18 protein-coding genes are annotated in these 25135 nt (G+C 61.0%); 8 read left to right on the plus strand and 10 right to left on the minus strand.

Annotated features, from left to right (window positions below):
• Positions 1-33: 33 nt before the first annotated feature.
• From V1277_RS00005 to guaA, 5 genes are all read right to left on the minus strand, one after another.
• Positions 34-1296, minus strand: a complete 1263-nt coding sequence (locus tag V1277_RS00005) for a serine hydrolase domain-containing protein (protein ID WP_334414508.1) — start codon at positions 1294-1296, stop codon at positions 34-36.
• A gap of 187 nt (positions 1297-1483) precedes the next feature.
• Complete coding sequence (locus V1277_RS00010; RefSeq protein WP_334414509.1) at positions 1484-2653, minus strand: spondin domain-containing protein; 1170 nt, start codon at positions 2651-2653, stop codon at positions 1484-1486.
• A gap of 1079 nt (positions 2654-3732) precedes the next feature.
• Positions 3733-4470, minus strand: a complete 738-nt coding sequence (locus V1277_RS00015) for a hypothetical protein (RefSeq protein ID WP_334414510.1) — start codon at positions 4468-4470, stop codon at positions 3733-3735.
• Positions 4443-7463 (minus strand): HsdM family class I SAM-dependent methyltransferase, encoded by a 3021-nt coding sequence (locus V1277_RS00020; RefSeq protein WP_334414511.1) that lies wholly within the window; start codon positions 7461-7463, stop codon positions 4443-4445. Before V1277_RS00020 ends, V1277_RS00015 begins: the two co-directional genes overlap by 28 nt.
• Positions 7464-7874: 411 nt before the next feature.
• Positions 7875-9470, minus strand: a complete 1596-nt coding sequence (gene guaA / locus V1277_RS00025; RefSeq protein ID WP_334414512.1) for a glutamine-hydrolyzing GMP synthase — start codon at positions 9468-9470, stop codon at positions 7875-7877.
• Between the two features lie 241 nt (positions 9471-9711).
• Between guaA and V1277_RS00030 the strand changes: the two genes are divergently transcribed.
• Positions 9712-10044, plus strand: coding sequence for a DHCW motif cupin fold protein (locus V1277_RS00030; RefSeq protein ID WP_334414513.1), 333 nt, complete (start codon positions 9712-9714; stop codon positions 10042-10044).
• A 107-nt stretch (positions 10045-10151) separates the two neighbouring features.
• Here the strand turns inward: V1277_RS00030 and V1277_RS00035 are convergent, their stop codons facing one another.
• Positions 10152-11450 (minus strand): RsmB/NOP family class I SAM-dependent RNA methyltransferase, encoded by a 1299-nt coding sequence (locus V1277_RS00035; protein WP_334414514.1) that lies wholly within the window; start codon positions 11448-11450, stop codon positions 10152-10154.
• Positions 11451-12038: 588 nt separating this feature from the next.
• On the opposite strand from V1277_RS00035, the gene V1277_RS00040 reads away from it, so the two are divergent.
• From V1277_RS00040 to V1277_RS00055, 4 genes are read left to right on the plus strand one after another with little or no spacing between them, the layout of a single operon-like run.
• Entirely contained in the window at positions 12039-14276 is a 2238-nt protein-coding gene (locus V1277_RS00040) for a TonB-dependent receptor family protein (RefSeq protein ID WP_334414515.1), read from the plus strand.
• Positions 14277-14290: 14 nt separating this feature from the next.
• Positions 14291-18202, plus strand: coding sequence for a cobaltochelatase subunit CobN (gene cobN / locus V1277_RS00045; protein ID WP_334414516.1), 3912 nt, complete (start codon positions 14291-14293; stop codon positions 18200-18202).
• The gene (locus tag V1277_RS00050) at positions 18199-18678 is read left to right on the plus strand and encodes a MotA/TolQ/ExbB proton channel family protein (RefSeq protein WP_334375930.1); all 480 of its coding nucleotides are present in this window, start codon (positions 18199-18201) and stop codon (positions 18676-18678) included. The genes cobN and V1277_RS00050 overlap by 4 nt, the downstream gene beginning before the upstream one ends.
• Entirely contained in the window at positions 18675-18992 is a 318-nt protein-coding gene (locus V1277_RS00055) for a DUF2149 domain-containing protein (protein ID WP_334375931.1), read from the plus strand. The genes V1277_RS00050 and V1277_RS00055 overlap by 4 nt, the downstream gene beginning before the upstream one ends.
• A gap of 49 nt (positions 18993-19041) precedes the next feature.
• Here V1277_RS00055 and V1277_RS00060 read toward each other — a convergent pair whose 3' ends face one another.
• Positions 19042-19464, minus strand: a complete 423-nt coding sequence (locus V1277_RS00060) for an MAPEG family protein (protein WP_334414517.1) — start codon at positions 19462-19464, stop codon at positions 19042-19044.
• A gap of 175 nt (positions 19465-19639) precedes the next feature.
• On the opposite strand from V1277_RS00060, the gene V1277_RS00065 reads away from it, so the two are divergent.
• The 3 genes from V1277_RS00065 to V1277_RS00075 all read left to right on the plus strand — a co-directional run bounded on the left by V1277_RS00065 (position 19640) and on the right by V1277_RS00075 (position 22494).
• Positions 19640-20332, plus strand: a complete 693-nt coding sequence (locus tag V1277_RS00065) for an acriflavin resistance protein (protein ID WP_334414518.1) — start codon at positions 19640-19642, stop codon at positions 20330-20332.
• A gap of 110 nt (positions 20333-20442) precedes the next feature.
• Positions 20443-21411, plus strand: coding sequence for a dienelactone hydrolase family protein (locus V1277_RS00070; protein WP_334414519.1), 969 nt, complete (start codon positions 20443-20445; stop codon positions 21409-21411).
• 249 nt (positions 21412-21660) lie between these two features.
• Complete coding sequence (locus V1277_RS00075) at positions 21661-22494, plus strand: metallophosphoesterase family protein (RefSeq protein ID WP_334414520.1); 834 nt, start codon at positions 21661-21663, stop codon at positions 22492-22494.
• A gap of 6 nt (positions 22495-22500) precedes the next feature.
• Here V1277_RS00075 and V1277_RS00080 read toward each other — a convergent pair whose 3' ends face one another.
• The 3 genes from V1277_RS00080 to V1277_RS00090 form a co-directional block, all read right to left on the minus strand.
• Positions 22501-22773, minus strand: coding sequence for a hypothetical protein (locus tag V1277_RS00080; RefSeq protein ID WP_334414521.1), 273 nt, complete (start codon positions 22771-22773; stop codon positions 22501-22503).
• Positions 22774-22892: 119 nt separating this feature from the next.
• Positions 22893-23915: an NADP-dependent oxidoreductase gene (locus tag V1277_RS00085; RefSeq protein WP_334414522.1), complete on the minus strand. Its 1023-nt coding sequence runs from the start codon at positions 23913-23915 to the stop codon at positions 22893-22895.
• Between the two features lie 46 nt (positions 23916-23961).
• A complete protein-coding gene (locus tag V1277_RS00090) occupies positions 23962-24948 on the minus strand; it encodes an integrase core domain-containing protein (protein WP_334414523.1) in 987 nt (328 codons plus the stop codon).
• Positions 24949-25135: the final 187 nt, after the last annotated feature.

A 25135-nucleotide genomic window follows, 5' to 3' on the forward strand; every position in this document is an offset into this window, starting at 1 on the left:
GCCCCCTGCGGATCGGCGTGAGCGCCAACGGCGTCAGCCTCCCGCCATCAGATCCTTCGCCAGCGCCATGTAAGCCGGCAGCGTCACCGGGTCGTTGGCGGCGTTGCCGGCGGCCGGGTGTGAGGCATAGCGGGCGATCACCATCTCGGCTTTCGGATCGATATAGATGCCCTGCCCGTGAACGCCGCGCGCCATGAAGGCACCGTGCGCGTTATGTGTTACCCACCACTGGTTCCGGTACGAGGCGCCGGGCAATGTGGTGTAGCCGGCCGGCTTGAATTTTTCGGGATCGCCGCCGCGTGCGATCTCCTCGACCACTTGAGACGGCACGATCTGGCGGCCGTTGAAGCGACCGTGATTGCGGATCGTCTCGCCGAAGCGGGCGAGATCGCGCAGCGTGGTCGAAAGCCCGCCGCCGCCGCTTTCGGTGCCGATGCGGTCGACGTGATAATGCGCGTCCTCTTCCGCACCCATCGGAATCCAGATCCGCTCCGACAGCAGATCGGACAGGGTCATTCCGCTCGCCCGCCGGCAGATCCAGGCCAGCACGTCGGAATTGACGGTCTTGTAGGCGAAGGCCTTGCCGTGCTCGCCCTGCTTGCGCTGCGCACACAGGAAATCGAAAATATTGGTCGCGCCCTCGTAGCTCGCCTCGATCGGCGCCATGCCGTTCGCGCGCCGCAGCCCGAACACGCCGGAATTCTTGTCGGTATAGACCTCGGTGTATTCGAGGCCCGTGGTCATATCCATCGCCTCGTGCACGCGCGCATCGCCGAACGCGCTGGCCTTCAGCTCGGGGACATAGTCCGTGATCGGCGCCTGCGGATCGATCTTGCCTTCCGCAACCAGAATGCCGGCGAGCGTGCCGGTGAACGATTTGGTCACCGACATCGCGATGTGCGGCTTGTGCGGCTTCAGCGCACCGAAATAGCGCTCGTAGATCAGCTTGCCCCGGTGCAGCACGGCGATGCCGTCGGCATAGGTTTCCTCAAGCATGCGCGCGAAGGTCATGGGACGTCCGTCCATCGTGACCGAAGCGGACGCGCCGATATCGTGCTCCTCGCGCGGCAACACGGACGCGGGCCCTGCCCCGCGCCAGACGTTTACGGTCGGCACCAGTTGGCGAATATTGCTCCATGCCCAGCGCAATTCGGGGAAACTGCGGAACGAGCCGTTCTGGAAGGTGATGGTCTTGTCCGGCGGTGGGGGAAAGCCTTGCATCCAGCCCAGCGTTTGCGGATCGGTCTCGGCGGCAGTGGGGGCGGCGGTCTGACTGGGGGCGGTCGCGACGGACATGAAGGCTGGCTCCCGGGGGACGATGCGAACTCGTAACATGGCTATGCGTAATGCGCAGCCAGCGTTTTAGCGGGGGTGATCGGCGCGGCGAGCAGATTTGTAGCCCGCATGAGCGCAGCGATATGCGGGGAGAGTGGCCCCGGTTATCGTTGCGCTCACCGGGCTACGCTTGCCGAGCCCGTACGGCTTACGGTTTTGCGCCGCATGACGTCCGAACTCGATCAACCGCGTCTATCCTAGGCGAACAGCAAGTTGTCGGCCGAAAGACCACGGAGCGACTCTCCTGGCAGGAAAATGCTGCCGTCGTCGCCGAAGTCGATGACGACGCCGGAATTGCGTTGTGTCGCGTGAGTAAGCACGTCCTCGAAGCTGTCGACGCCCTCGACATTGAGTGCGATCTGGTCGTCCTTGCCGAATCCCACGATCGCGTCGTTGCCGTCGCCGCCTTGGAACATGACGTGTCGGCGCCCGCACCGCCCACTATCCAGTCGTCGCCCTCCCCGCCGGCGATCAGGTCGTCGCCTCGGCCACCAAAAATCTTGTCATCGCCGGTGCCGCCATCGACAACATCCCAGCCGGCGCCGCCAAACACCGTGTCGTCACCCCCGCCCGCCGTGACAAGGTCATCGTCTCCGCGGCCGATGATCAGATCGCGGCCGTCCGTTCCTTCCCGAACGCGAACCGTGTTGATGTGGACTTCAGCGAGCTGGGCGCCCGGACGGGTGAAGTCGGCCGCGACCGGATCAATGAACTCGCCGGCCTCATTGACGCCGCCGAGGATCATCTGGTCGCCTTCGCCGACCGGGTTGCCCAGAGAGCCGTTGAATCCGGGATGCAGGTGAACGACACCGGACTCATCCAAGCCAGTGTTGGGCGCGGTCTGGTTGATGAAGGCCGCGTCAAGTTCGGTGTTTACTTCGGTGCCGGCGTCGTAAGCATCTGTGCCCGCGAATGTGATTGTCGTCTCGCCGAGGAAGCGACCCTGGGCGTCGAACAGCCGCAACGCCTCATCCGTGCCGATGAATGCATCGTTCGACGGGATAATCATCGATCCGAAACTGGCGAAGGGGTTGGAGACACCGTCGACGTCGAGGATGGCCGAGGTGGTCTCCTGCGTCGCGATGGGGCCGGCGGCGCCGGGGACAACCAAACCCTGTCCGTCGGCATCGGCTGCGACGAGCTCGGTGCCAAGTATCGTGGCGGCGCCGTCCTCGGCCAATTGCTCGAGCCCCGGCGAAGCCGCTTCGCCGACGTTGAACAGATCGAAGCTTCCATCGTGGAAACCGAGCCAAGCCGGCGTCAAAAATGTGCCGCCGCTCTCGGAGGTATTTTTGATTGTGACCCTGAGATCAGTCATGGACGCCTCCCCTTGACTGTGGGGCCCCCAGAAGACCAGTCACTAGTCAGCACCTTCGATCGGATCAAATGACAATAGCTCACGTCCATTCACAAGGCGTTGCGACATGCAACCTGACCCATCGCAGTTCGTGCCATGATCAGCAGGATGCCACAGCAGCCGGCGTGGCGACGATCTTTGCGCTTACACCTCCGGGCAGTCTGAGTTCGGCCGTGGCCTCGTTTCTGGCGGTAAAACAGCGCCCGCCCCGTCGGGATGAGTTGGAGCAGGATATCGTAGCCGCCGACATTCGCGGTCAATATACTAGGCGAGTTTCTGCGCCTGAAGGAACAGCACGCAGTCCGAAAGCGCGCGCAGCTGGAAGCATCTCTCTGATTCAAGATTCAAACAGCGGGATAGTATGGGTCCGCATTCTCGCGGCGCGTTGCGCCCGAGCTTTGCATTTTCTTTTGCCCTCCTCTTGTTGAGAGGGCGCAGGGAAGACCGGGTGCTTGCTGCACCCGCGGTCTCGCGTGCGATTTGCGCAAACAAAACTGCACACGAGCATACAGGGCAGCGGGAGCATTCCGGCCTTCCCTGCGCAATGGCTTTACGGCTTACTTCATGCTCTTCCCGGAGAACGGCTTTCTTGCCTCCGTCGCCCCCGAGAAGCTTCGCTTCTCCTGGGACTTAGCGCCAGCACCGCGACGCCCGAACCACACGACTTCGCCGTACGCTTCCGGCGCGTACGTCTCGCGCGCCATCAGCGTCCACCGCATCTCACCGCACGTTCGTGACGATCGCGAGCGCCCCTCATCCGCCGTGAGACGGGCGGAGTTATGCGACTGATTTGGGTGAGAACGAAAGCGGAATATTTTTGATTCTCAGGCTTGACACGATTTCGGAAAATCAGAAGTGATTTGCCCGTCATCCCAATTTGTCGCACTCGATGAGTCAACTTCGTCATCGCGAGCGAAGCGACGCAGTCCATAGCGCCGCCGGATTCCGTATGCATCAACCGGACCAAGCAGCGAGTGAAACGCGGCCTTAAGTCACCGTGCAATTTGGTGCACTGTTACCATAATTCCAAAGCCAGCACCTTAAACCGGATTACCCGTCATCCAAAGATGCCAAATTCCTATTGGTCCCGGATTCTTATTTGCCGGAATCAGATACTTGAATGAACGCGAATGATGAGAATGGGCGCCATCAAGATCGTCGAGCGTCAATGGCGCTAGGACACTCCCGATACCAAATGGATTTGGTTTCCCACGCTTACTCTTAGTCAGTAGAGGAGCTAGCGAGATGGCAATCGAAGAGCCATCCCGGACGTAACCGAGCATAAATGCCTCACGCGCAGCCCACGCATACTCACCATTCAAGAAACGCTTTAGCCCAGTATTGCAATATACGCCGACACTCTTCTGTCCTGCCGCATCTACGATCTTGCACTCAATAGTTAGGGGGAACGAAGGATTTCTGCCTGTGAGATGAATGGACAGGTCTGGCCTTTTTTCCAAATGACTTCCGTCGAAGCTTATGCTTTCAGAGCCTCGCGTTACACTTCGTACAAGTTGGGACCAAAGCGGATCAATGTCCAACAGTGCATTCAACTTCGTGGCCAGCAGCGCATTAATCTCCGCTTCCGTGCCAGTAGCGATTGTAACGGCCTGCGCCGTACAAAGTTCTAGCCATGCGCGTTCAATGACCTCCGCGATGACCCGTAGGTGCTCGACATCGAGCGCAGCCAGCGGCAGTTCAAGCCGCCCAACGAGTTCCTTAATCTGGTTTTGACGAGGTATGATTGACGTCATGCGGCCGACCGACCGCTGAGCCATCGAACGTGCTCCCAAATCACTCGTTGCGCTACGCGTCGCGCTGCCGTCACGCTCCAATATCGGGCTTGAGCGAGTCGCGCGATCCAAAGGCTATCTAGGCTACCATCCTCAACAATGAGTTCCGTTGCAGCAAGTTCGTCGGCCAACCCAATAAACTTCGTCCAATCTCCTTTCCCGCTGGTGGTTACCGAACGACTTTCGTGTGTGGTCAGCCGGAGAAATTGCCACGGAGACAGCGAAGGCTCTTGCTCATTGACAATAGTTATTTCTCGTCCAAATCGGTTCGCCCAAGGCGAAAGTTCGGCGACCAAGCTCTCCCGAAAACGTTCAATTTCTGCGTTTGAGACCCGAGTTTGCGCTTTACGCCGGTTTTCAGCAAAGGGGAGACTGTATTCCAGAGTGTCGGCGATTACCTGCAAATCCCGTTTACTTAGACCATACAGTTTCGCCACCCATTCGTTTACCTCGCGCCACGCTTCGACGGAGCCCCCTGTCGCCACCTGAGAAAACAGTATTCTTGACCGTTCACGATCTTCTGGCGCTAGCAGTGCAAATGAGGGAATAAGAAATTCATCGATTGTAGCTTTTTCAATGACCTCTCGTTCAAAGCCGAACTCTCCACTCAAAATTAGTGAGAGCCACATAACAACTTGGCTCGATAAAATCAGTGCAAGATATCTCACAAGCGACGCGCCATCCGGGTGAGTGCTGGCGCTATAACCGTAGTAGGTTTCATTGAATACGACGTCGTGATCGGAAACAGTCATCTGAATACGACTATTACCTGCAGGCGGCGACTTATGGAGGATCAGAAGCGGCCCGCGAAACAACTCGACTTGCCGAGGATCGTGGATTCGCGCTTCATCAAACTCCCGCAATGTCGATTCATCTATCAACAGATCCTTTACAGAGTCACCAGTGACTTCAGGCATTCCGCGCAGATAACTGGCATCTACTCCCGGCAACCCATCTCCGTCCTTCCTAGTGCGACTGCTCGGCCGCAGTCGCTGATAGCCGTTCCCACTAAAGCGTGGACGCCCACGTGCCTTACCAAACTCCTTGATCCAGCATTCGCGCAACGAGAGCAGACCAGCGCCACGGATGGCGCGAAATACTTCCAGATCTGCATCACCGCCACGCGCTAGTATCTTAAGGATTTGAGGCTGCTCAATAACTTCAGTTGAAGTGACGAAGCCCGCGCTTTGCGCGTCTACACGCATTGTCCCAGAATCGTTTAGTGCAGTTTCGACGCGCGGGGTTACAAAGCGGAATGCGCTCCCCGGCGGAGGCATCCTGTTACAGCCATAAAGTAAGCAGAATGGAGCCGAAACTTCTGGCCAAACCTTCGTTTGCCTCAACTCTGAACCGTTCAGAACAGCACTAACATCCAGCGCGGCAAACAGCGCGCGCCGTGCCTCGCGCATTCCATCGCCCTGTTGAACCAACAGTCGCCCGTGTAGTGCGAAAGCGATCTGTCCGCCTTGCTTAGCCCACTCCATCGCACGCCAAACGAACGGTAGATCCAAGCCTTCATTGGGCAAAGGTGGCGCGCCCCAGTCCGCTGGAAGTCGCTTCGCTGCAATAGACTTGACTGTGTTCTCGACAAACGACCAACTAGGAAGGCCCGTACCGCTGGACCATGGCGGATTTCCCACCACTAGATCATACTTCCCGTTGTGTTCGGGTCCAACGGCGGGGCCTAAGCTACCTAGTTTGTCTGTGCGGCTTCTCGATACCTTGAATAGAACTGTTCCGCGCAAATTCTTGAACCGCAATTTTCGAATCGGCTCGGGATGCGGATCCAATTCAATCGACATAAGGTATAAGCCAAGAGCCGCAAACCGCAGCGCTGCCTCGTTGATGTCGAAACCCACGATTTGACGATAGAGAATCTCACGGAGCGCTTTCGTCTCCGGCCGCTTACCGTCGTGACGCCACCTCGCGGCAACAAGCTCTCGAAACACCGTCAAAAGGAATACGCCCGCTCCCGCGGCAGGATCCAATACTCTTGTGTCGTGAACTGCATCATCAACGCCTGCCGCGGCAAAAGCACCACGAACCATGAGATCAGCAATAGCGCGCGGGGTGTAGTATCCACCTTCTTTACGCTGCTGGCGAGGCGCATGCTGGCGAAGATAATGCTCGTATGCCTGGCTCAACACTCCAACCGGTATATGCGCAAAATCGAGGTTGTCCCACCGCTGCTCCCACCCAAGGAGCAGTTGCCCCTCATGTGCTTTACGCAGCATGTCGCCGAGCACATGGTAACCCGACGTTGGTAAGCTCCTGAATACGCGCCTTGCCAACGGCAAGAAGTCGCCATTGAACGTACGGTCGAGCCAAGCTGACGTAGTTTGGGCCTTTGCAGCAGTGTCAAATAGGCGTGCTGCCTCCAAGTCTGTTGCCGCGACGCTCTTTGGAATCAAATAACGATCCGCTAGAAACCGTGTAAACAGGGCGCGGCCGACCAAAGATATAGCATCCTCATCATCAACGCCCGTCTTCTTGAGGCGATCGATCGACGAACTCAACAAATTTAGGATGACTTGGGATATCCATTGCTGCTGGCCCGGCACGATACCTGGTCTCTTGTTGCCGAGATACGCAAAGGTCGACACCTTCTCATTTGGTGGCAGATTGAGATCTACGCGGGCCTGACTAGATGCAGCCGCGTCGAGGGTGACGCGATAGACGTCGATTGAACCTGGCACGAATACAGCAAGGTACGGAGCATCACCGCGCATAGCGACTAGGCGCCGGAGACGATCTAAGCGCAATTCATCGTTTTTTAGACGAGTACCATCCACCAAAAAAGCAAGCGGCTCGTTCTGCCACTCGTACACGCCCTCTATTAGGGAAAGGTCCGAGTTGCCACGTCCCCTGGCTGCGAGCATCGACGCATATGGCAACAGCCTAGGGCTGTCCTGGTCAAAGGCGCATAGCGCCTCCACCTCGGCACCGAAGTCACGAAGTGTGTCTGCAAGCGCCATCATTTAACTGAGCTTACGATCTTAATATCCGTGCAAGCTCGACTGCTCAAACATTGCGGTTTGAGGGAAGCTAAGCTTTCGAACATTGACAAGGTCTTGGGAACCCTGACTGTAACTCCAATGAGTTGATTTGAAGCCATTGTTACCATTGCCCACCCACTCTTGGAGCTGCGCAACGGGCATCTCCCTTCTCAGCCTCGAATTACCCATGCAGACTGTTCTGTTTGTGTTCTACCTGATCGATTCTGACAAGGGGAGCCGGCACGAATAGGCACCCTGACCCAAATGAGCGCAATCAAGGTTGGGGCACTGAAAGGCTACGTGTCATCGCCCCGCCCACGCCCGAAAACTTAGCCATCTGATGCTTCGGCCAAGATTTCAGTTAGAGACCGCCGATACCCACGCTAAGTCCCCTCACTCCCACTCAATCGTCCCTGGCGGCTTGCTCGTCACGTCGTACACCACCCGATTCACCCCCTTCACCTCGTTGATGATCCGCGTAGCCGTCGCGCCGAGGAAGCTCATGTCGAAGGGATAGAAGTCGGCGGTCATGCCGTCGGTGGAGGTCACGGCGCGTAAGCCCACGACGTATTCGTAGGTGCGGCCATCGCCCATCACGCCGACGGTCTTCACCGGTAGCAACACGGCGAAGGCCTGCCAGATCTTGTCGTAGAGGCCGGCTTTGCGGATCTGGTCGATGTAGACGGCGTCCGCGTTGCGGAGGATGTCGAGCTTTTCCTTGGTGATGTCGCCGGGGCAGCGGATCGCGAGGCCGGGACCGGGGAACGGGTGGCGGCCGACGAAGATTTCGGGCAGGCCGAGTTCGCGGCCCAAGACGCGGACCTCGTCCTTGAACAGTTCGCGCAAGGGCTCGACCAGCTTCATGTTCATGCGATCAGGCAAGCCGCCGACATTGTGGTGAGACTTGATCGTCACCGACGGGCCGCCGGTGAAGGAGACGCTCTCGATCACGTCGGGATAGAGCGTGCCCTGCGCCAGAAATTCGGCGCCGCCGATCTTCTTCGCCTCCTGCTCGAACACGTCGATGAACAGACGGCCGATGGTCTTGCGCTTCGCCTCGGGATCACTGACGCCTTTGAGCTCGCCGAGGAAAAGCTTCGACGCATCAACATGCACCAGCGGGATATTGTAGTGATGCCGGAACAGGTCGACCACCGTCTCGGCTTCCTTCAGCCGCAGCAAGCCGTGATCGACGAACACGCAGGTGAGCTGGTCGCCGATCGCTTCGTGGATCAGCACCGCGGCGACCGCGGAATCGACGCCGCCGGACAGGCCGCAGATCACTTTTGCCTTGCCGACCTGGGCGCGGATCTTTTCGATCGCTTCCTCGCGGAAGGCGCGCATGGTCCAGTCGCCGGTCAGCCTAGCGACCTTGCGGACGAAATTGCGCAGCAGCTTGGCGCCATCAGGCGTATGCACCACTTCGGGGTGGAACATCAGGCCGTAATATTTGCGCTTCTCGTCCTGGATCACCGCGAACGGCGCGTTCGGCGAGACGGCGGCGACGGTAAAACCCGGCGGCATTTTGGTGATGCGGTCGCCATGGCTCATCCACACCGGATGGCGCTCGCCCATCGACCAGGTGTCGTCGAACAGCTTGCTCGCCGTCTTCACCTCGACATCGGCGCGGCCGAATTCGCGGTGGTGGCCGCCCTCGACCTCGCCGCCGAGCTGGGCGGCGAGCGTCATCTGGCCGTAGCAGATGCCGAGCACGGGGACGCCGGAATCGAAGATCAGTTGCGGCGCGCGCGGCGAGCCTTCTTCGTGCACCGACTCCGGCCCGCCGGAGAGGATCACCGCCTTCGGCTTCATCTCCTTGAAGGCGGCCTCGGCCTTCTGGAATGGCACGATTTCAGAATAGACGCCCTCCTCGCGCACCCGGCGGGCGATCAGTTGCGTCACCTGACTGCCGAAGTCGACAATCAGAATCTTGTCATGCGCCGAGGCCACCGAGGGCGTCGACTCGCGGGCTTTCTGTGCTGCTGTCATGGACAGGAATTACGCGACGGGGCGCGGCCTCGCAACCGCGGCAACGGGCTGACCCACATTCTTTCTCGGGCATGGACAGATGGAGATTGGGTAAGTATTATTGACCTAATTTGGCCAGCCGCGCGCTGTCGTTCCGGGGCGCGCAAAAGCGCGAACCCGGAACCTCGAGATTCCGGGTTCGCTTCGCGCCCCGGAATGACGATGACGGGGCCTCTTATGAACGATCGCAGGACATTCCCGCATGAAAATTCCCACCCTGCCCTTCACCGTCACTGACTGGAGCCAGGTCGCCGCGACCACGCATCCGGGCGTTTCAGGCGAAGCGCTGTGGCGCACGCTCAACGTCGGCGACTTGCGCGTGCGGATGGTCGAGTATTCGCCGGGCTATTTCGCCGATCACTGGTGCGACCGCGGTCACGTGCTCTATGTGCTGGAAGGCGAGCTCGATACCGAACTGCGCGACGGGCGGACGTTCAAGCTTCGTGCGGGGATGAGCTACCAGGTGTCGGATTTCGGCGATGCTTCGCATCGCTCGTCGACGAAGACCGGAGCGAAGTTGTTCATCGTGGATTGAGAATCTCTCCCCGTCATTGCGAGGAGCGAAGCGACGAAGCAATCCATCTTTCTTTACGCCGCGCTATGGATTGCTTCGCTTTCGCTCGCAATGACGCGGAAAGAGCGTCACCCCTTCTTCAGCACCGACACGAAAAATCCGTCCGTGCCCGTCCTTCGCGGCGTCATCAGCCAACCCTCTGGCGAGGCCAGCGCAGCCTTCGCAAAATCCTCCGCTCTGTCCCACAGCACGCTCGCCGTCTCGTTCAGTGGCTGAATCGAAAACTCGGGATGACGTGCCACGAAGGCGCGGACTTGTTCGCCGTTTTCGCTCGGCAGCACCGAACAGGTGACATAGGCGATGCGGCCGCCGGGCTTGACCAGGCGGCTTGCGCGATCAAGCACTTCGGCCTGGTCCTTCAAGCGAACCTCCAGCGCGCCGGGGCGCATCCGCCATTTGGCGTCGGGGTTGCGGCGCCAGGTGCCGGTGCCGGTGCAGGGCGCGTCGATCAGCACGAGATCGGCGGATGCCTTGATGTCGGCCAATGGATCAGTGTCGCCCTTCGGCGCACGAATCTCGGCGTTGTGGACGCCGGCCCGCGACAGCCGCTCGTAGATCGGGGCGAGCTGGCGCTTGTCGCGATCGGTCGCGATCAATCGCCCCTTGCCTTGCATCATCGCCGCCAGCGCCAGCGTCTTGCCGCCGGCGCCGGCGCAGAGATCGATCACCTGCTCGCCGGGCTTTGCAGCGGTGAACATCGCCGCAAGCTGCGAGCCCTCGTCCTGCACTTCGATCGCGCCCTTGATGAAATCCTCTTCCGCATGAATGCCGGGATTGCGGGCGTCGGCGCCGAGTTCGATGCGCAGCCCGATCGGCGACCACGGCGTCGGCTGCGCACCGAGATGGATGAGCGAGGCCAGCACTTTTTCGCGCTTGGCCTTCAGCGTATTGACGCGCAGATCGAGCGGCGCGCGGCTCGCCATCGCGGTGGCCTCCGCTACGCGATCATCACCGAACACGGCGACGAGATGCGGATCCAGCCATTCCGGATAGTCGCCGGCGATGTGCGGCGGCGCGTCGTCGAGGGTCCGCGAGGTGAGCGCCGATCGTTCGGCCTCGGTCAGCGGTTCCGGCGCAAAACGCCCGCCGTCGCAAAGAGCCGATATCGCCTCCACATCGAGCTTGCGCTCGAGCTTCATCATGCCGAGCACACGCGCCCGCGACGTATCGGCGTCCATCAGCCAGGCGCTCGATGCCCGCCGCCGCAGCACGTCCCAGATCAGGCCCGAAATCGCCGCGCGGTCGCCCGAGCCGGCATAACGATGCGCGGTGCCCCACTCCTTCAGCTCCTTTGCCGCCGGAACGCGTTGCGCGTCGATGGTGTCGATCAGTTCGATGGCGGCGGAAAGGCGGGCAGCGGGGGTCATCAAGAACTTTCGGCGTCAGAGCGTTGTCGAACGAAAACAATTCAAGACAACGGGCTAGCACATTGCACCAAAAGGAAAACCAGCAAACGCGCTCGGTTTGACAACAAGGACTGGCGCCACCGACCACGCTCCATGGAAGCGATCGCCGATAGCGTCGTGCATTCACCGCTACCTTCACGACATTCAACGTGCGCCGCTGCTTTTGATTGGGCCCAACATCCCGTTGACAACGGATGCCTCCACTCCGTACACGTTACGTTATAACGTTACATTCGGTAGGGTGTTACCCGAATGGCGGGATTGGGGAATGGCATGGGCGTGGCGGGAATGGTTGGCGTGGCGGACGCGTGGGTGCGGGGGACTGAGGCTGCGCCGATTTCGGTAGTTTCTTGCGCAACGCATCGATCAGGCGGATTGAGTCATCAGGTGTGGCGAGCCTCGAGGCTGACGCTGCTCGCCAGTGTTGGGGCTGTTTACGCAACGCTTGCTCACGGCCAGACACCGACTAGCCCCGACAAACCCTCTGTCTTGCTCGAAGCCATCACAGTGGCCGCGCCACCGCGCTCCGTCACTGCGCCGCGGCGCCGGATGGCTGTCCCCCGGGTCCCGTCGGCTTCGGCGCCGTCCAGTTCGGTGACGCCGGCCAGCGAAACGTCGCCTCAGGCCGCCAACGCAAGCCTGAATCCACCGCCCTTTCAGGCGCAGCAGGAGCGCTTCATCCGACGCCCCGGCGCCGAGACCGTCGTCTCGGTGACACAGCAAGACAAGGGCAATCAGGCGAACCTGAGGGAGGTTCTCGAGCAAACGCCGGGTGTTTACATCACCGATCGGGGCGAGAACTCGCTCGGCACGATATCGATGCGCGGCAGCGATAGTTCGCAAACCGGCCCGCGAAGCGGCCGCGGCGTGCGCGGCTACATGGATGGCGTGCCGATCGGTCGCATCGAGAGCGGCATCACCCAACCGTTCTTCGATACGAAGGCCATCGACTACATCGAAGTCTATCGCGGCGCGAACAGTCTGCGCTATGGCGCGCTCGCGACCGGCGGAGCGATCAACGCCGTTTCCAAGACGGGATTGACCGCACCCGGAGTGGCGCTCTCGGGTTCCGGCGGGAGCTATGGCAACGCGTTCGGCCAGTTCGAGGTCGGCGGCGCGAAGGGACAGTTCGACTACTACGGTCAGGTCAACCAGTATCGCAACGACGGATACCAGTTCCACTCGCGCAGCGAATCGACGAAGGCCAGCGGAAACTTCGGTTGGCGGCCGAGCGAGAACGTCGAGAACCGGACCTTTGTGTCTTTCAGCAAGAGCGAACAGCAATTGCCGACGTCGGTGCCGCTGAAGCAGCTCGATACCTACCGGCGATCCGGTTACGATCCGACCAACGCGTCATTTCCCTTCAATCTGCGTGCGGACTACGACTATCAGCGCGTCGTGAACAAGACCGTCATCCGCGCCGGCGATACGGCCTATGAGATCGCGCCGTATTTCATGGCATCCCAGTTTGACCATCTCCCCTCGCCGCGTGCCGGAATCGTCGATGTCAAATGGCAGGACAGCGGAATTTCGCTTCGCGCCGAACGCAAGACCGAGATTGCCGGCTTGCCGACCGAGCTCGTGGCGGGCTTCCGGCCGACCTACGAAACCGCCAGGTATCGCGACTGGCAATGGGCTGCTGGGTCGGCGGGCAATCAGAAATCCAAGCTCGTCTATAATGACAGCTTTCGTTCATGGCTAACGGAAGGATTCTCTGAAGCCGCAATCGAGATCGTCCCGCGCGTGCGCCTGTTCGCCGGCGCACAGGTATTCTGGACCAACCGAATCTTCCGCGACGAGTACTCCGGACCCGTGGTCCCCTCGGGCGGCCTGCTCGGGCCCGCCAGTTCAAACGGTCGTCGCAACTACGATCGCGAGTTCAGCGCGCTCAATCCCAAACTCGGCGTGAACTGGGAGCACACCAGGGATCATTTCTGGTTCGCCAACATTTCGCGAAGCACCGAGGTCCCCAACAGCGGCGACATCTTCTCGTTGTTGGGCATAGAGCAAGCCGTCAATGGATTGAACAATCCGGCTGTGCAGCTCAACCTTACGCAAGACTTGCGCATGCAGCGCGCCTGGACTGCCGAAACGGGCATTCGCGGCGGTTGGGAACGCTTCGGTTACGACATCACGCTCTATCATATGCGTCTGCGGGACGAGATATTGTCTCAATGCGCGCTGGGACTGATTCCGCTGAACCGCCTGACGCCGGGACAGCGGGCGCAGATGAATGGCCAGTTCGCCTGCAGCCAGTCGGGCAATCTTGTCGCCTACAACGCCGACCGGACCATTCACAGCGGAATCGAGACCGGCTTCAAGACGCGGCCTTTCGTCGATGTGTTTACGCACCGCGATCATATCTTTCTGAACGCCATCTGGAACTATACCGACTTTCGCTTCGACAACGATCCGGTATTCGGCAGCAACCGGTTGCCGGTGCTGCCGACACATCAACTGTTCGGAGAATTGGGATACCGGCATCCCTCGGGCTTCTATGCTTCCGGCAATATCCGCTACGTCGGCGAGCGTCAGGTGACCTTCGACGGCTCCGGTGGCGACGCCTTCGTCGTCCCGGCGTACGCGCTGTATGGCATCAAGGCAGGCTGGAAAGCTCCCGATAATTCCTGGACGCTGTGGTTCGAAGGACGCAACCTGACGAACGTCGCCTATGTGGGTGACTTCGTGCCGCTGCTGAAATCCAGCGATGCGGCATCCGGAACGCCGTCAGTTTATCCCGGTACGGGGCGGGCATTCTATGCTGGCTTCACCAAGCGATTCAACTAGCGGGATCGCGCGCGATGTTGAACCGTATCGGCTTCGCTTTGAACTGCCTTGTAGCGATCGTGGCCCTCGTTGCCTTTCCATCGCCTGCGACGAGAGCGCAAGATGCGCCTGCTTCACGTCCTGTTTCGCACCTTCGTGTCATCACGACCGATTTTGTGCTGCCAGGAAGACTCGACAAGCTTGCGCGCCTCGCCAAGGATGCCGGCTTGAAACTCGATCACGTCTATGTCGAGGCCGACGCTGGCGATCCCAAGGCCTGGATCGCGGGCGTTGACCTCGTGATTCTCGATACGCCTCGCCCGATGGACCTCGCGAAGGTTCAGGAGCGGATTCGCACTGCCTTGACGGAAAGTCGGACGCCCTGGATCCGCGTCGGCGGCGGCCCGCCGGGATTCGGCAATCTTCTGCCGACCGAAGCACGGCGACTGATCGGTTATTATTCCGGCGGAGGAGAATCCAACCTTCGCGCGATGTTTGCATCCCTTGTTGCACAGGGCAGTTCCTCCATCCCTGCGCCTACACCCATCCCGCAGACGGGATTCTATCACCCACAAGCCGGTGCGCTATTCAAGTCCGTCGAAGATTACCTGCAATGGGGGGCCGATCGATGGAAGGAAGGTGCACCGCGTATCGCCATCAATATCCACCCAGGCTTGATATCCGGGATGGAGACGCAGGTGCTCGATGCATTGGTCGCGCGCAGTGAGAGTCTCGGCCTGGTGCCAATCCCCTTCTGGCTCGATGCCGCGGATCCGGAAGCGCTGCAAAAGAGCGTCGGCTCAGCAAAACCCGATCTGCTGATCGTAGCCACGCATATGCAGAACGGCAGGGCCCGACGCGCCGAGTTTGCAAGCCTCAATATTCCCGTGGTCCAGACGGTAAGCTTCCGGGAGGGCGATCCGGAAGCCTGGTCAGTTGCCGACACGGGCATGAACTCGAGGCTTGTTGCGACGTTCCTCGCGCAGCCGGAAAGCTGGGGTATCAGCGACCCCATGGTGATCGAGGCCGTCCGCAGAGGCGAGCCGGTGCCGATATCCCCGCAGGTGGATGCCTTGTTGCACAAGGCGGCGCAACTGTCCGCTCTCCGTCGCAAGCCAGCGGCGGACAAGCGGCTGGCGTTGATGTTCTGGAACTATCCGCCGGGAGAAAAAAACGTCTCGGCTTCCAATCTAAACGTTCCACGCAGCCTCGAACGCCTGACCGCATCGCTTGCCTCGGCCGGCTACAACGTACCTGCCGCGGACGAGGCACGGCTTATCAAATCTGCCCACGCGATGATGGGCGCCCTGTATCATCCGGAACGGCTGCCCGCCTTGCGCGACGAAGGCCTCGCCGCCACCCTGCCCCTCGCCCGCTATCGCACATGGCTGGACGAATTACCGCAGAGGCGCCGCGAAGAACTGCTGGCGCACTGGGGCGATCCAGGCGCTCAACCTGACGTCATCGAGATCGCAGGCGAAAAGCATTTCGTCATTCCGCGCCTTGCGCTCGGCAATCTTGTCATTATGCCGCAGCCGCCCCGTAGCGGGCAGCCGGGCGCCGACTATCACGACACCAAGCAACCGCCCGGGCACCTCTATCTCGCTACATATCTTTATCTGCGCGAAGCCCACGGCGCCGATGCGCTCATCCATTTCGGTACCCACGGCACACAGGAATGGACACCCGGCAAGGATCGCGGATTGTCCGTCGACGATTATCCCTATCTCGCCATCGGCGCCCTGCCGGTGTTCTATCCCTACATCCAGGACAATGTTGCGGAAGCGATCCAGGCCAAACGCCGAGGCCGCGCCGTGACGGTCAGCCATCAGACGCCACCCTTCTCGCCGGCCGGTCTCTACGACGAGCTGCGCGACCTGCATGCCAAGATCCACGAACATGCGCAGCTCGACGAAGGCGCCGTCCGCGACCGGGTCGCGGCCCAGCTTCGCAAGACCGTGCTGGCCGCCAACATGCACCGCGATATGGGATGGAGTGAGCAACGAATGCAGGACGACTTTGCCGCCTTCCTCGCAGAACTGCATGACCATGTGCACGCGCTCGCAGACCATGCCATGCCGCACGGCCTGCATACTTTTGGTGAGCCGGCCAGCGATGAGGAACGCGTCGCGACCGTCATGCAGCAGCTCGGCACACCGTTCTATCGGAAGCTTGGCGCCGATCCGAAGGAGTTTTTCGCAGTCGATTCGAGCAAACTGCAGGACAGCCCGCCTTACCGGCTGCTGCGACGGCATCTGAGGCAAGGCGTCTCGCTCGACGAAGTAGCGGATCCGGAACTGCGGACGATGCTTGAGCGCGCCATGGCTCTAGATCGCCATCTCGTCGGGACGGGCGAAATCGAGGCGCTGCTTGCGAGCCTTGCCGGCAGCTTCGTCAGTCCGGGCCCCGGCGGCGACCCCATCCGTAATCCCGATGTGCCTAGCGGCCGCAACCTGTTTGGATTTGAGCCCGACAAGATTCCGACCAGAGAGGCCTACGAGGCAGGCGGCGTGGCGCTCACGCAGCTTCTCGATGCATATCGTGCAGAGCATGGCGGCGAGATCCCGACAAAGCTGGCCTTCAGCCTGTGGTCGGGCGAGACCATGCGTCACCTCGGGGTGATGGAAGCGCAGGCGATGCATGCGCTGGGCCTTCGCCCGGTCTGGGATCCGGGTGGACGTGTTGTTGCGATGGAGATCATTCCCGGTGCGGAACTCGGCCGCGCCCGCATCGACGCGGTGCTGCAGGTGACGAGCGTTTATCGCGACCAGTTTGACGGCTTCATGCGGCTGCTTGCCGGCACCATTGCGCGGCTCGGCACTCTCGACGAGGCCGGGAACACGATTGCCCACAACACGGAAGCGATCGCCGGCAGGCTGACCGCCCAACTGGGGACAGCGCAAGCGCGCCGCCTTGCGTCCATGCGAATGTTCAGCAATGCGCCCGGCGATTACGGAACAAGCCTGCCGGGCGCCATCCTAAAGTCCACGGCCTGGGAACAGGACGCGCCGCTCGCGGAAGCGTTCCTGTCGCGACTGCAATACGCCTACGGCGACAAGGAATGGGGAACACAGATCGAAGGCGGAAACCTGTTTGCCGAGCAATTGAAGGGTACGCAAGCTGCAGTCCTTTCACGCTCCTCGAAGCTGCACGGCATCCTCTCCACCGACCACCCGTTCGAATATCTCGGCGGCTTGTCAATTGCGGTTCGACATCTCGATGGCCGCAGTCCCTCGCTCTATATCGCCAACCTGCGCGAACAGAACTCCCGCACCACCTCAGCGGCCAGATTCCTCGCCGACGAGATGCGTTCGCGCTACCTCAACCCGCACTGGATCGAGGGAATGCGGCAGGAGGGTTATGCGGGAACACTGGAGATACTGAATGTCGTCAACAATTTCTTCGGATGGCAGGTGACTGATCCGAACACGGTGCGCGCCGATCAATGGCAGGCGATGCATGACACTTTTGTTCGCGACGTCCGCAATCTGGACCTTGCTGCCTGGTTCGAGACGCACAACCCGACTGCGCAGGCGCAGATCGTCGAACGGATGATCGAAGCGATCCGAAAAGGCTACTGGGACGCTGCCGAGCAGACCCGCAAGGAGTTGATCCAACGCTGGCAGGAGCTCGCGGCCCGTCACGACATCAATCTCGGCGAGCCGGAGACCGTCGCCTTCATTGCAAAAACAGCAGCCGGCTTTGGCTTGAACGCCGCGGCCGGCGGCGCCGCCTCGAACCAACCGAAATCGGCAGAAGAGCTGGCGGATGGATCCGAGCCGGTTCGTGGCCCCGTCCTTCAGCCGACGCCCCCTGCGCCGGCCGGTGCCGACGTCGGCTGGCGCGCCCTGCTTGGCGCTGCATTCCTGTTTGCTTGTTTCCTTGCCGGCGCGGGCGTTCAGACGCGCACCAACCGGCAGATGTCGACTTTGGGGCGAGGCGCATGAAGACTATCGATTCCACTCTGTATGTTCTTACGACGGTGTTTCTGTATCCGATCCTGGCGCTGATCCTGGCCTCCCTGATCTACGCGTTCGTCGCGCTGGGAGCGTTTGCCGCCGAGGCATTGCAACGCGGACGCGGCCAACACCGGTCTCGCCTTTCCGCCTATCATGCGGCAACACGCGCCGGCAGTGCCGATCTCGAACTATGGATCATGCAGCGGCTTGAGTGGCTGAGGATCGTGTCGCGCACTGCGCCCATGCTTGGACTTGTCGCGACGATGATTCCGATGGGACCGGCACTGCTCGCGCTGTCCAACAATAACGCCAGAGCCGTCGGGGAAAATCTGGCACTCGCCTTCTCGTCCGTGATCCTGGCGCTGGTAACGGCAAGCATCACCTTTGCGATCCTGACGGTACGCCGCCGCTGGCTGTTGCAGGAGTTGCGCGCTGTAGAACGCGCCCAGGAGACTGCGTCATGAGATTCCTGTCGGAGACGGATGCAGACGATCCAATTCTTTCGGTGGTCAATCTGATCGACGTATTTCTCGTTGTCATCGCGATGTTGATGATCGTCATCGTGCAGAATCCGCTCAATCCATTCTCGAACAAGGACGTTGTCGTCGTCGAAAATCCGGGCAAGCCGGACATGCGCATCGTCGTGAAGGACGCACAGTCGATGACGCAATATGAGACGAGCGGCGAGATCGGCGAAGGGCGAGGAATGCGCGCCGGTATCACCTACCGCCTGCCGGACGGGCGGCTGATCTATGTGCCGGAGACACCTCGCCCATAGGCAAGAGGCCACGCCGCGACAGGCCAACGGCTGGCCGCACGGGTTCGGACTAGATCAGAAGCAGAAGCTTCAGCGCGAAGTAGATCCACATCGCAAGCAGCACCAGCGCGCCGGCAAACCACGCCAGGCTGCGCTGCTGGATGTTGTTCGAGGTGACGAAAATGCCGGCATGGGCGAAGCGTGTCACCACGAACACCCAGGACATCAGCACGATGAAGAGATCGGCCCGGCGCAGCGGCAGCGCCAGCGCGATCAGGAGGTAGAACAGCAGCGGCACTTCGAACTGATTTGAGAAGCAATTGCCGATCTGGGCGACGCGGGGCGGATATTTCGGCTGTCCCAGCGCGATGTCCTTCAGGCTGGTTTCGCGGGCCTTCACCGCCTTGGTGCGGGCCGTCACCATCCAGAACATCAGGAAGAAAGTGAGCCCGATCAGAACGAAGACCGGCAGCAAAACCATTTGAACCGACATGAGAATCTCCCCCGAAGCCCGCGTGAGGCCTTACAGCAATAGCGAGACGCCCCTCACCTGACAAATGCACTTAACCAGGCTCGCTTGAACCACAAGGAGAGCCCGGACGACCAACTATCGAGAATTCCGAAGGTTCTGGTCTCGAACCGGCCTTGAAGCAATCCGCGAGCAGGCGATGAACATCACCTCCCCGATCCTGACCGGCGCCGGCCGCGCCGCCGAGTTGCCCGGCGATTCCGTGACCTCCCTGCTCCGGGCCGTCGGATTCAGCGACGGCCCCGACGGCGGCCTTGGCATCGTCATGTCGGCCTTGGCCGGCATCGCCGCGGCGCTGGCGGTCGCGATCATGCTCTCCGTCTATTTTCACGGTGGCCACCGCAGCCGCCACGATCTGCTCAAACACGGGCTTGCCGCTTCCGCGGTGCTGGTCCTGCTCGCTTTCGCGATCTCGGACATCAGGCACGCGGCGCAGGCCTATCTCGGCCTCAATCCGGCAAAGCCCGCGGTGGAATTTGAAATCCGCCTGCCGAAGGCGACGTTGACGACCGCCGCAGACATCCAGATCGAGCTGCTCACTGACCGGAACCAGAGGCTGGCGAAGGTCCAGGAGGCGCTGGCCTCCGCGCCCGACGGCCGCAGCATCTTGCGCGGGACCGTGACGCTCGATTATCGCACCACCGAGCGCATGATGGTGCTGAACCTCCCCGGCCGGGCCCAAAGCACGTTCCGCCTGCGGCTGCCGGCAAGCCCCTCGCATTCGGAGCAGTTCGGGCCATGGCATCTGGCCGACGGCATCGTCCCCGCCAATGGCGACACGGTGACACCGGAGAGTCATGACGCCTTCGCGATCCGCTACCGCGTGCTCTAGTGCCCATTGAGATATGACCGCTGGGCACATTTGCTTTGACGCCAACAACCAGCGCTCTACTGTATCCCTGACGGTCGCCGAAAAAGAGCGGCCGCGGGAGGAGTGCAACTTTGCGATTTCGCGATCAGGACATTGTCTTCGCCAGCGGCGCCAAAGGGCAGAATTTCGACATTCTCACCGCCAATCCGGTCAACTACTTCCACGTCATCAGCAATGCAGCCGAGCTGCCCAGACTTGTGATCGACGGCAAGCTGTTCCTGCCGGCCTCGGATCATCGCAAACGCAATGGAAAGCTTCCGCTGGTGATGGTGGTGCCGGGCAGCCTCGGCGTTGCGGCCTCGCACCTGGCGCATGCCGAAACGGTGGTCGGTGACGGCTTTGCGGCGTTTGTCCTCGACAGTTTCGGCGCGCGCAATGTGACCTCCACCGTCGCCAACCAGACCCAATTCTCCTTTGCCGCCAGCGCCTATGACGTGCTGGCGGCCTGGATGGTGCTGTCAGCCCATCCGGAGATCGACGCATCCCGGATCGGCGCGCAGGGCCACAGCCGCGGCGGCTCGGCCGTGCTGACGGCTGCGACGCGCCGCTTTGCCGATGCGGTGGTCGGCGCCGGCGCCGGTTTTCGAAGCGTGCTGGCCGCCTATCCCTGGAGCGGTCATCAGTTCCTCGATCCGTCCGTCGACGAAACCGAAATCCGCGTCATCATGGGCGATGCCGATGAATGGTGCTCGCCGATGCAGGTGCAGGGCCATTGCCAGGCCATCCGCCTCTCCGGCGGCAAGGCGACGATGCTGTTGATCGGCGGCGCGCAGCACAGTTTTGACCGCGGCACCGGAATCGAAAACGTCGCTGACGCGTCCGTCTCCCCCGCCGCGCCGACGGCCTATATCGCCAATGACGGCGCCTTCATCCATCCGCTTCAGGGCGTCGCGGAGAGCAAGCTCACCGACCGCGACCTGATGATCTATGCGCTGAAAGCCGGCTATGGCCGCAAGGGCGCGAAGATTGGAAGCCGCGACGGCGATGCCGAATTGTTTCGGGAGGACATGCTGGCGTTTTGGCGACGGACGTTGGGGTGAGAATCGCTGCCATCCCGAAAACTGCCATCACCCGCGAAAGCGGGTGATCCAGTATTCCAGAGACAGCAATGATTGAACTGATGGGCCGCGGCGTACTGGGTACCCCGCCGGAGCCTGTCATCGGGCTCGCCGAAGGCGAGACCCGGTGGCGGGGTACGACAATGGAAAGTGGGGCGGCGACGGCGACTTAAGATATCGTCATCGTTCTGACTCCAGACGCGGCGATAATCCGTCCAAAAGGATTACTGCATGTCCGAATTTCGCCTGACACAAATTTCCGATACCCACCTCGCCCGCCGTCTGCAAGAACTCACCGACAATTTTCACCGCGTCAGCGAGCATATCGACGCGACACGTCCCGATCTCGTCATCAACACCGGCGATCTCGCCTTCGACGCGCCGACCAGCCCGGATGATCTCAGCTTCGCGAAGGAACTGCACGACGCGCTGCCGGTGCCGTGCCGGCATCTGCCTGGCAATCACGACGTCGGCGACAACCCGACGGCCGTCGGCGCCCCGCCGAAGCCGCCGGCGACCGAGAAAGAGCGGCAGAATTATCTGTCCGTGATCGGCGAAGACCGCTGGCGCTTCGATGCGGCCGGCTGGAGCTTTATCGGCCTGAATTCGCTGATCATGAACACGGGAATCGAGAGCGAGGCCGAGCAGTTCGGCTGGCTGGCGTCGGAGCTTGGGCGCATCAATGGCAGGCCGGTTGCGCTGTTCCTGCACAAGCCGCTTTACCTGCACACGCCTGATGATCCCGAGACGGCGGGAACGGCAATCCGCTATGTGCCGCAGCCCCGGCGCAGGAGTTTGATCGAGATGTTTTCCTCGGTCGATCTGCGGCTGGTCGCCTCAGGCCACGTTCATCAGCGGCGCGACTTTACCTTTGGCCACACCCGCCATGTCTGGGCGCCCTCCGCCGGCTTCATTATTCCCGATCGGATGCAGGAAGTGATCGGTGTCAAGGAAGTCGGGCTGGTAGAGTATCGTTTCCAGCCCGACGCCCTTGAAGTCCGGCACGTCAAGGCACCGGGACAAACCGATGTTGATCTGGATTCACTGATTGGCAGGAAACCCTAGAGCAGCTCAGTATTCCCGCTCAACGTAGCCGTAGTAGGAGCCACCATCGGTCCACGGTGCTGTCGCAAAGGCACCTACGCGTGGGGCCGGCTGAAACCGGTTACCGTAGTAGCCGGGTCCGGGCGTCACAGTGACACCGTAACCTCCCGTCGTGTAAGCGGAGTTCGGATAGTTAAACCCGATCATGCCGGGTTCCTGATAAACCGCCTGAGCCATCGCAGGAGTGGCCAGCATCGTGGCGGCAACCAGGCCGAGCGATAGTTTCTTGCAGATCGTCATTTGGCTTCTCCATTAGATGTCAGGGCCAACGACAGTTTCGAAGGGACGTTCCGCCACCTCAAGTAGGCGTGAGCTTCCTCGTTGAGGGTTCCCCAGAACTCGGGGCGCGCGCGCCGGCTTCAAATCCTGTCCGGCCCGACGCGCACCAACTGCTTGCCGAAATTGGCGCCCTTCAGAAGTCCCATGAACGCGGTCGGCGCGCTCTCGAGGCCTTCGGTGACGAACTCCTTGTGCTTGACCTTGCCCTCGCGCACCCACGCCGACATGTCGCGCAGGAAGTCGCCGTGACGCGCGGCGAAATCGCTGACGATGAAGCCGCGGATGGTGAGCCGCTTGGTCAATACCGCGCGCATCAGGGACGGCGCCCATTTCGGCGCCACCGCCTGCGTGTCATTGTAATGCGCGATCAGGCCACAGACCGGAATGCGCGCAAACGCATTGAGCAGCGGGAACACGGCTTCGAACACCGCCCCGCCGACGTTTTCGAAATAGACGTCGATGCCTTTTGGGCAGGCATCCTTCAGCTTGGCCGCGAGATCAGGATCGCGGTGATCGAGGCAATCGTCGAAGCCGAGTTCATTCTTGACGTAAGCGCATTTGTCCTTGCCGCCGGCAATGCCGACCGCGCGGGCGCCCTTGATCTTCGCGATCTGGCCGACCGCCGAGCCGACCGCGCCGGAAGCGGCCGCGACGACGACGGTCTCGCCCGCTTGCGGCTTGCCGATGTCGAGCAGGCCCGTATACGCCGTCATGCCGGGCATGCCGAGTACGCCGACCGCGGTCGATATCGGCGCGATTTTCGGATCGATTTTTGCAAGACCCTTGCCGTCGGAGACCGCATGCGTCTGCCAGCCCGCGCGCGACAGCACGATGTCGCCCTTGGCGAAGCCGGGATTGTTCGAAGCGATCACCTCGCTGACAGTGCCTGCTTCCATCACGCCGCCGATCGGCACCGGCTGGGCGTAGGACGGCCCCTCACTCATGCGCCCGCGCATGTAGGGATCGAGCGACAGCCAGATTGTGCGAAGGAGCACCTCGCCGGCGCCCGGCGTGGGGATGGGGCAATCCTCGAGGCGGAAGTCGGAGGGTTTTGGTTCGCCGACGGGGCGCGAGGCGAGAACGATGCGTTTGGCTTGGGACATGGATGTTCCTCCGGTCTTTGTTCTTCGTCATTGCTGTCGATGTTCACTAATTCGCTGATTGGATCGCGGTGGTCTTGGTGGCTGCAAAGGCCTTCGGGGTCAGCCCTGCAAGGGCCTGATGAGGCCTGTGGTTATTGTAGTAGATCAGGTACTCGAACAGCTCTTTGGCGAAGTGGTCGAGATTGTCGAAGGTTGCGCCCTCGATGACGTCCTCTTCGAGGGTTCGCCAGAAGCGCTCGACCTTGCCATTGGTTTGCGGCCGGTAGGGCCTGGTGTAGCGATGCTTGATGCCGAGTTCGAGCAGCATGGCCTCGAAGGGATGCTCCTGAGGGGTGTTGCGGGAGGCGAACTCGGCCCCGTTGTCGGACAGAATCTCGGCGAAGATCAGTCCGTAAGTGACGTTGAGAGTATTGATCATCTTCAGCGTCTTGAACATCACCGGAAGCGCCTTCTTGGAGGTCAGCACCTCGGCCCAGGCCAGGCGCGAGCAGCTGTCGATCAGGCAGATGATGTAGGGCGTGACAGGGGGTGGCGCGAGGAACATGTCGCGCGGCAATTGATGCAGATCGACGTGGCCGAGCTCCCCGAGCTTGTCCTTGATAATGCGGCGTTTCTCCTCGCGCATCGCCGGCGTGCGGCGGTTCAGTTGATGGCGCTTCAGCACCCGGTAGATGGTCGATGGCGAAGGTACTGTGGCGCGCTGCTCACGCAAGACGGCATGGATCTCGTAGCGGTTCATCCCCCGTTGGCGCTGAGCGATGATCTCGGCCTCGATCCCGTTCGGCTCGCGCCGTTCCCGCCATTTGGGCCCACGACGACGCGGCAACAGGTCGGCTCCATCGCCGCTCTGCAGATAGCGGTTGTAATACTTGCGGAAGGTCTGCGAACAGGTTCCGTGATGGCGGTAGAAATCCCCAACACTCTTGAACACCGCCGATCGGCCCGCCTTGACCGCCTCATATTCCGGGATCAGAAACCGCCACTTCTGCAGGTAATTGCGTTCAATCGTCCGGTCATAGCTGTTATCGCGCATCGGATCGTCCTCCAGAGGAGCGATCCAATCAGCGAATTAGTGAACTTGCACAATTGCGAGCGAAGCGAAGCAATCCATCTTCGTCAAGCAAAGACCGTCATTCCGGGGCGCGAAGCGAACTATGGTGCGCAATTGCGCACCTGAGAATCTCGAGATTCCGGGTTCGATGCTGCGCATCGCCCCGGAA

Origin of the sequence: Bradyrhizobium sp. AZCC 1588, assembly GCF_036924735.1 — a bacterium.
Classification (GTDB): Bacteria; Pseudomonadota; Alphaproteobacteria; order Rhizobiales; family Xanthobacteraceae; genus Bradyrhizobium.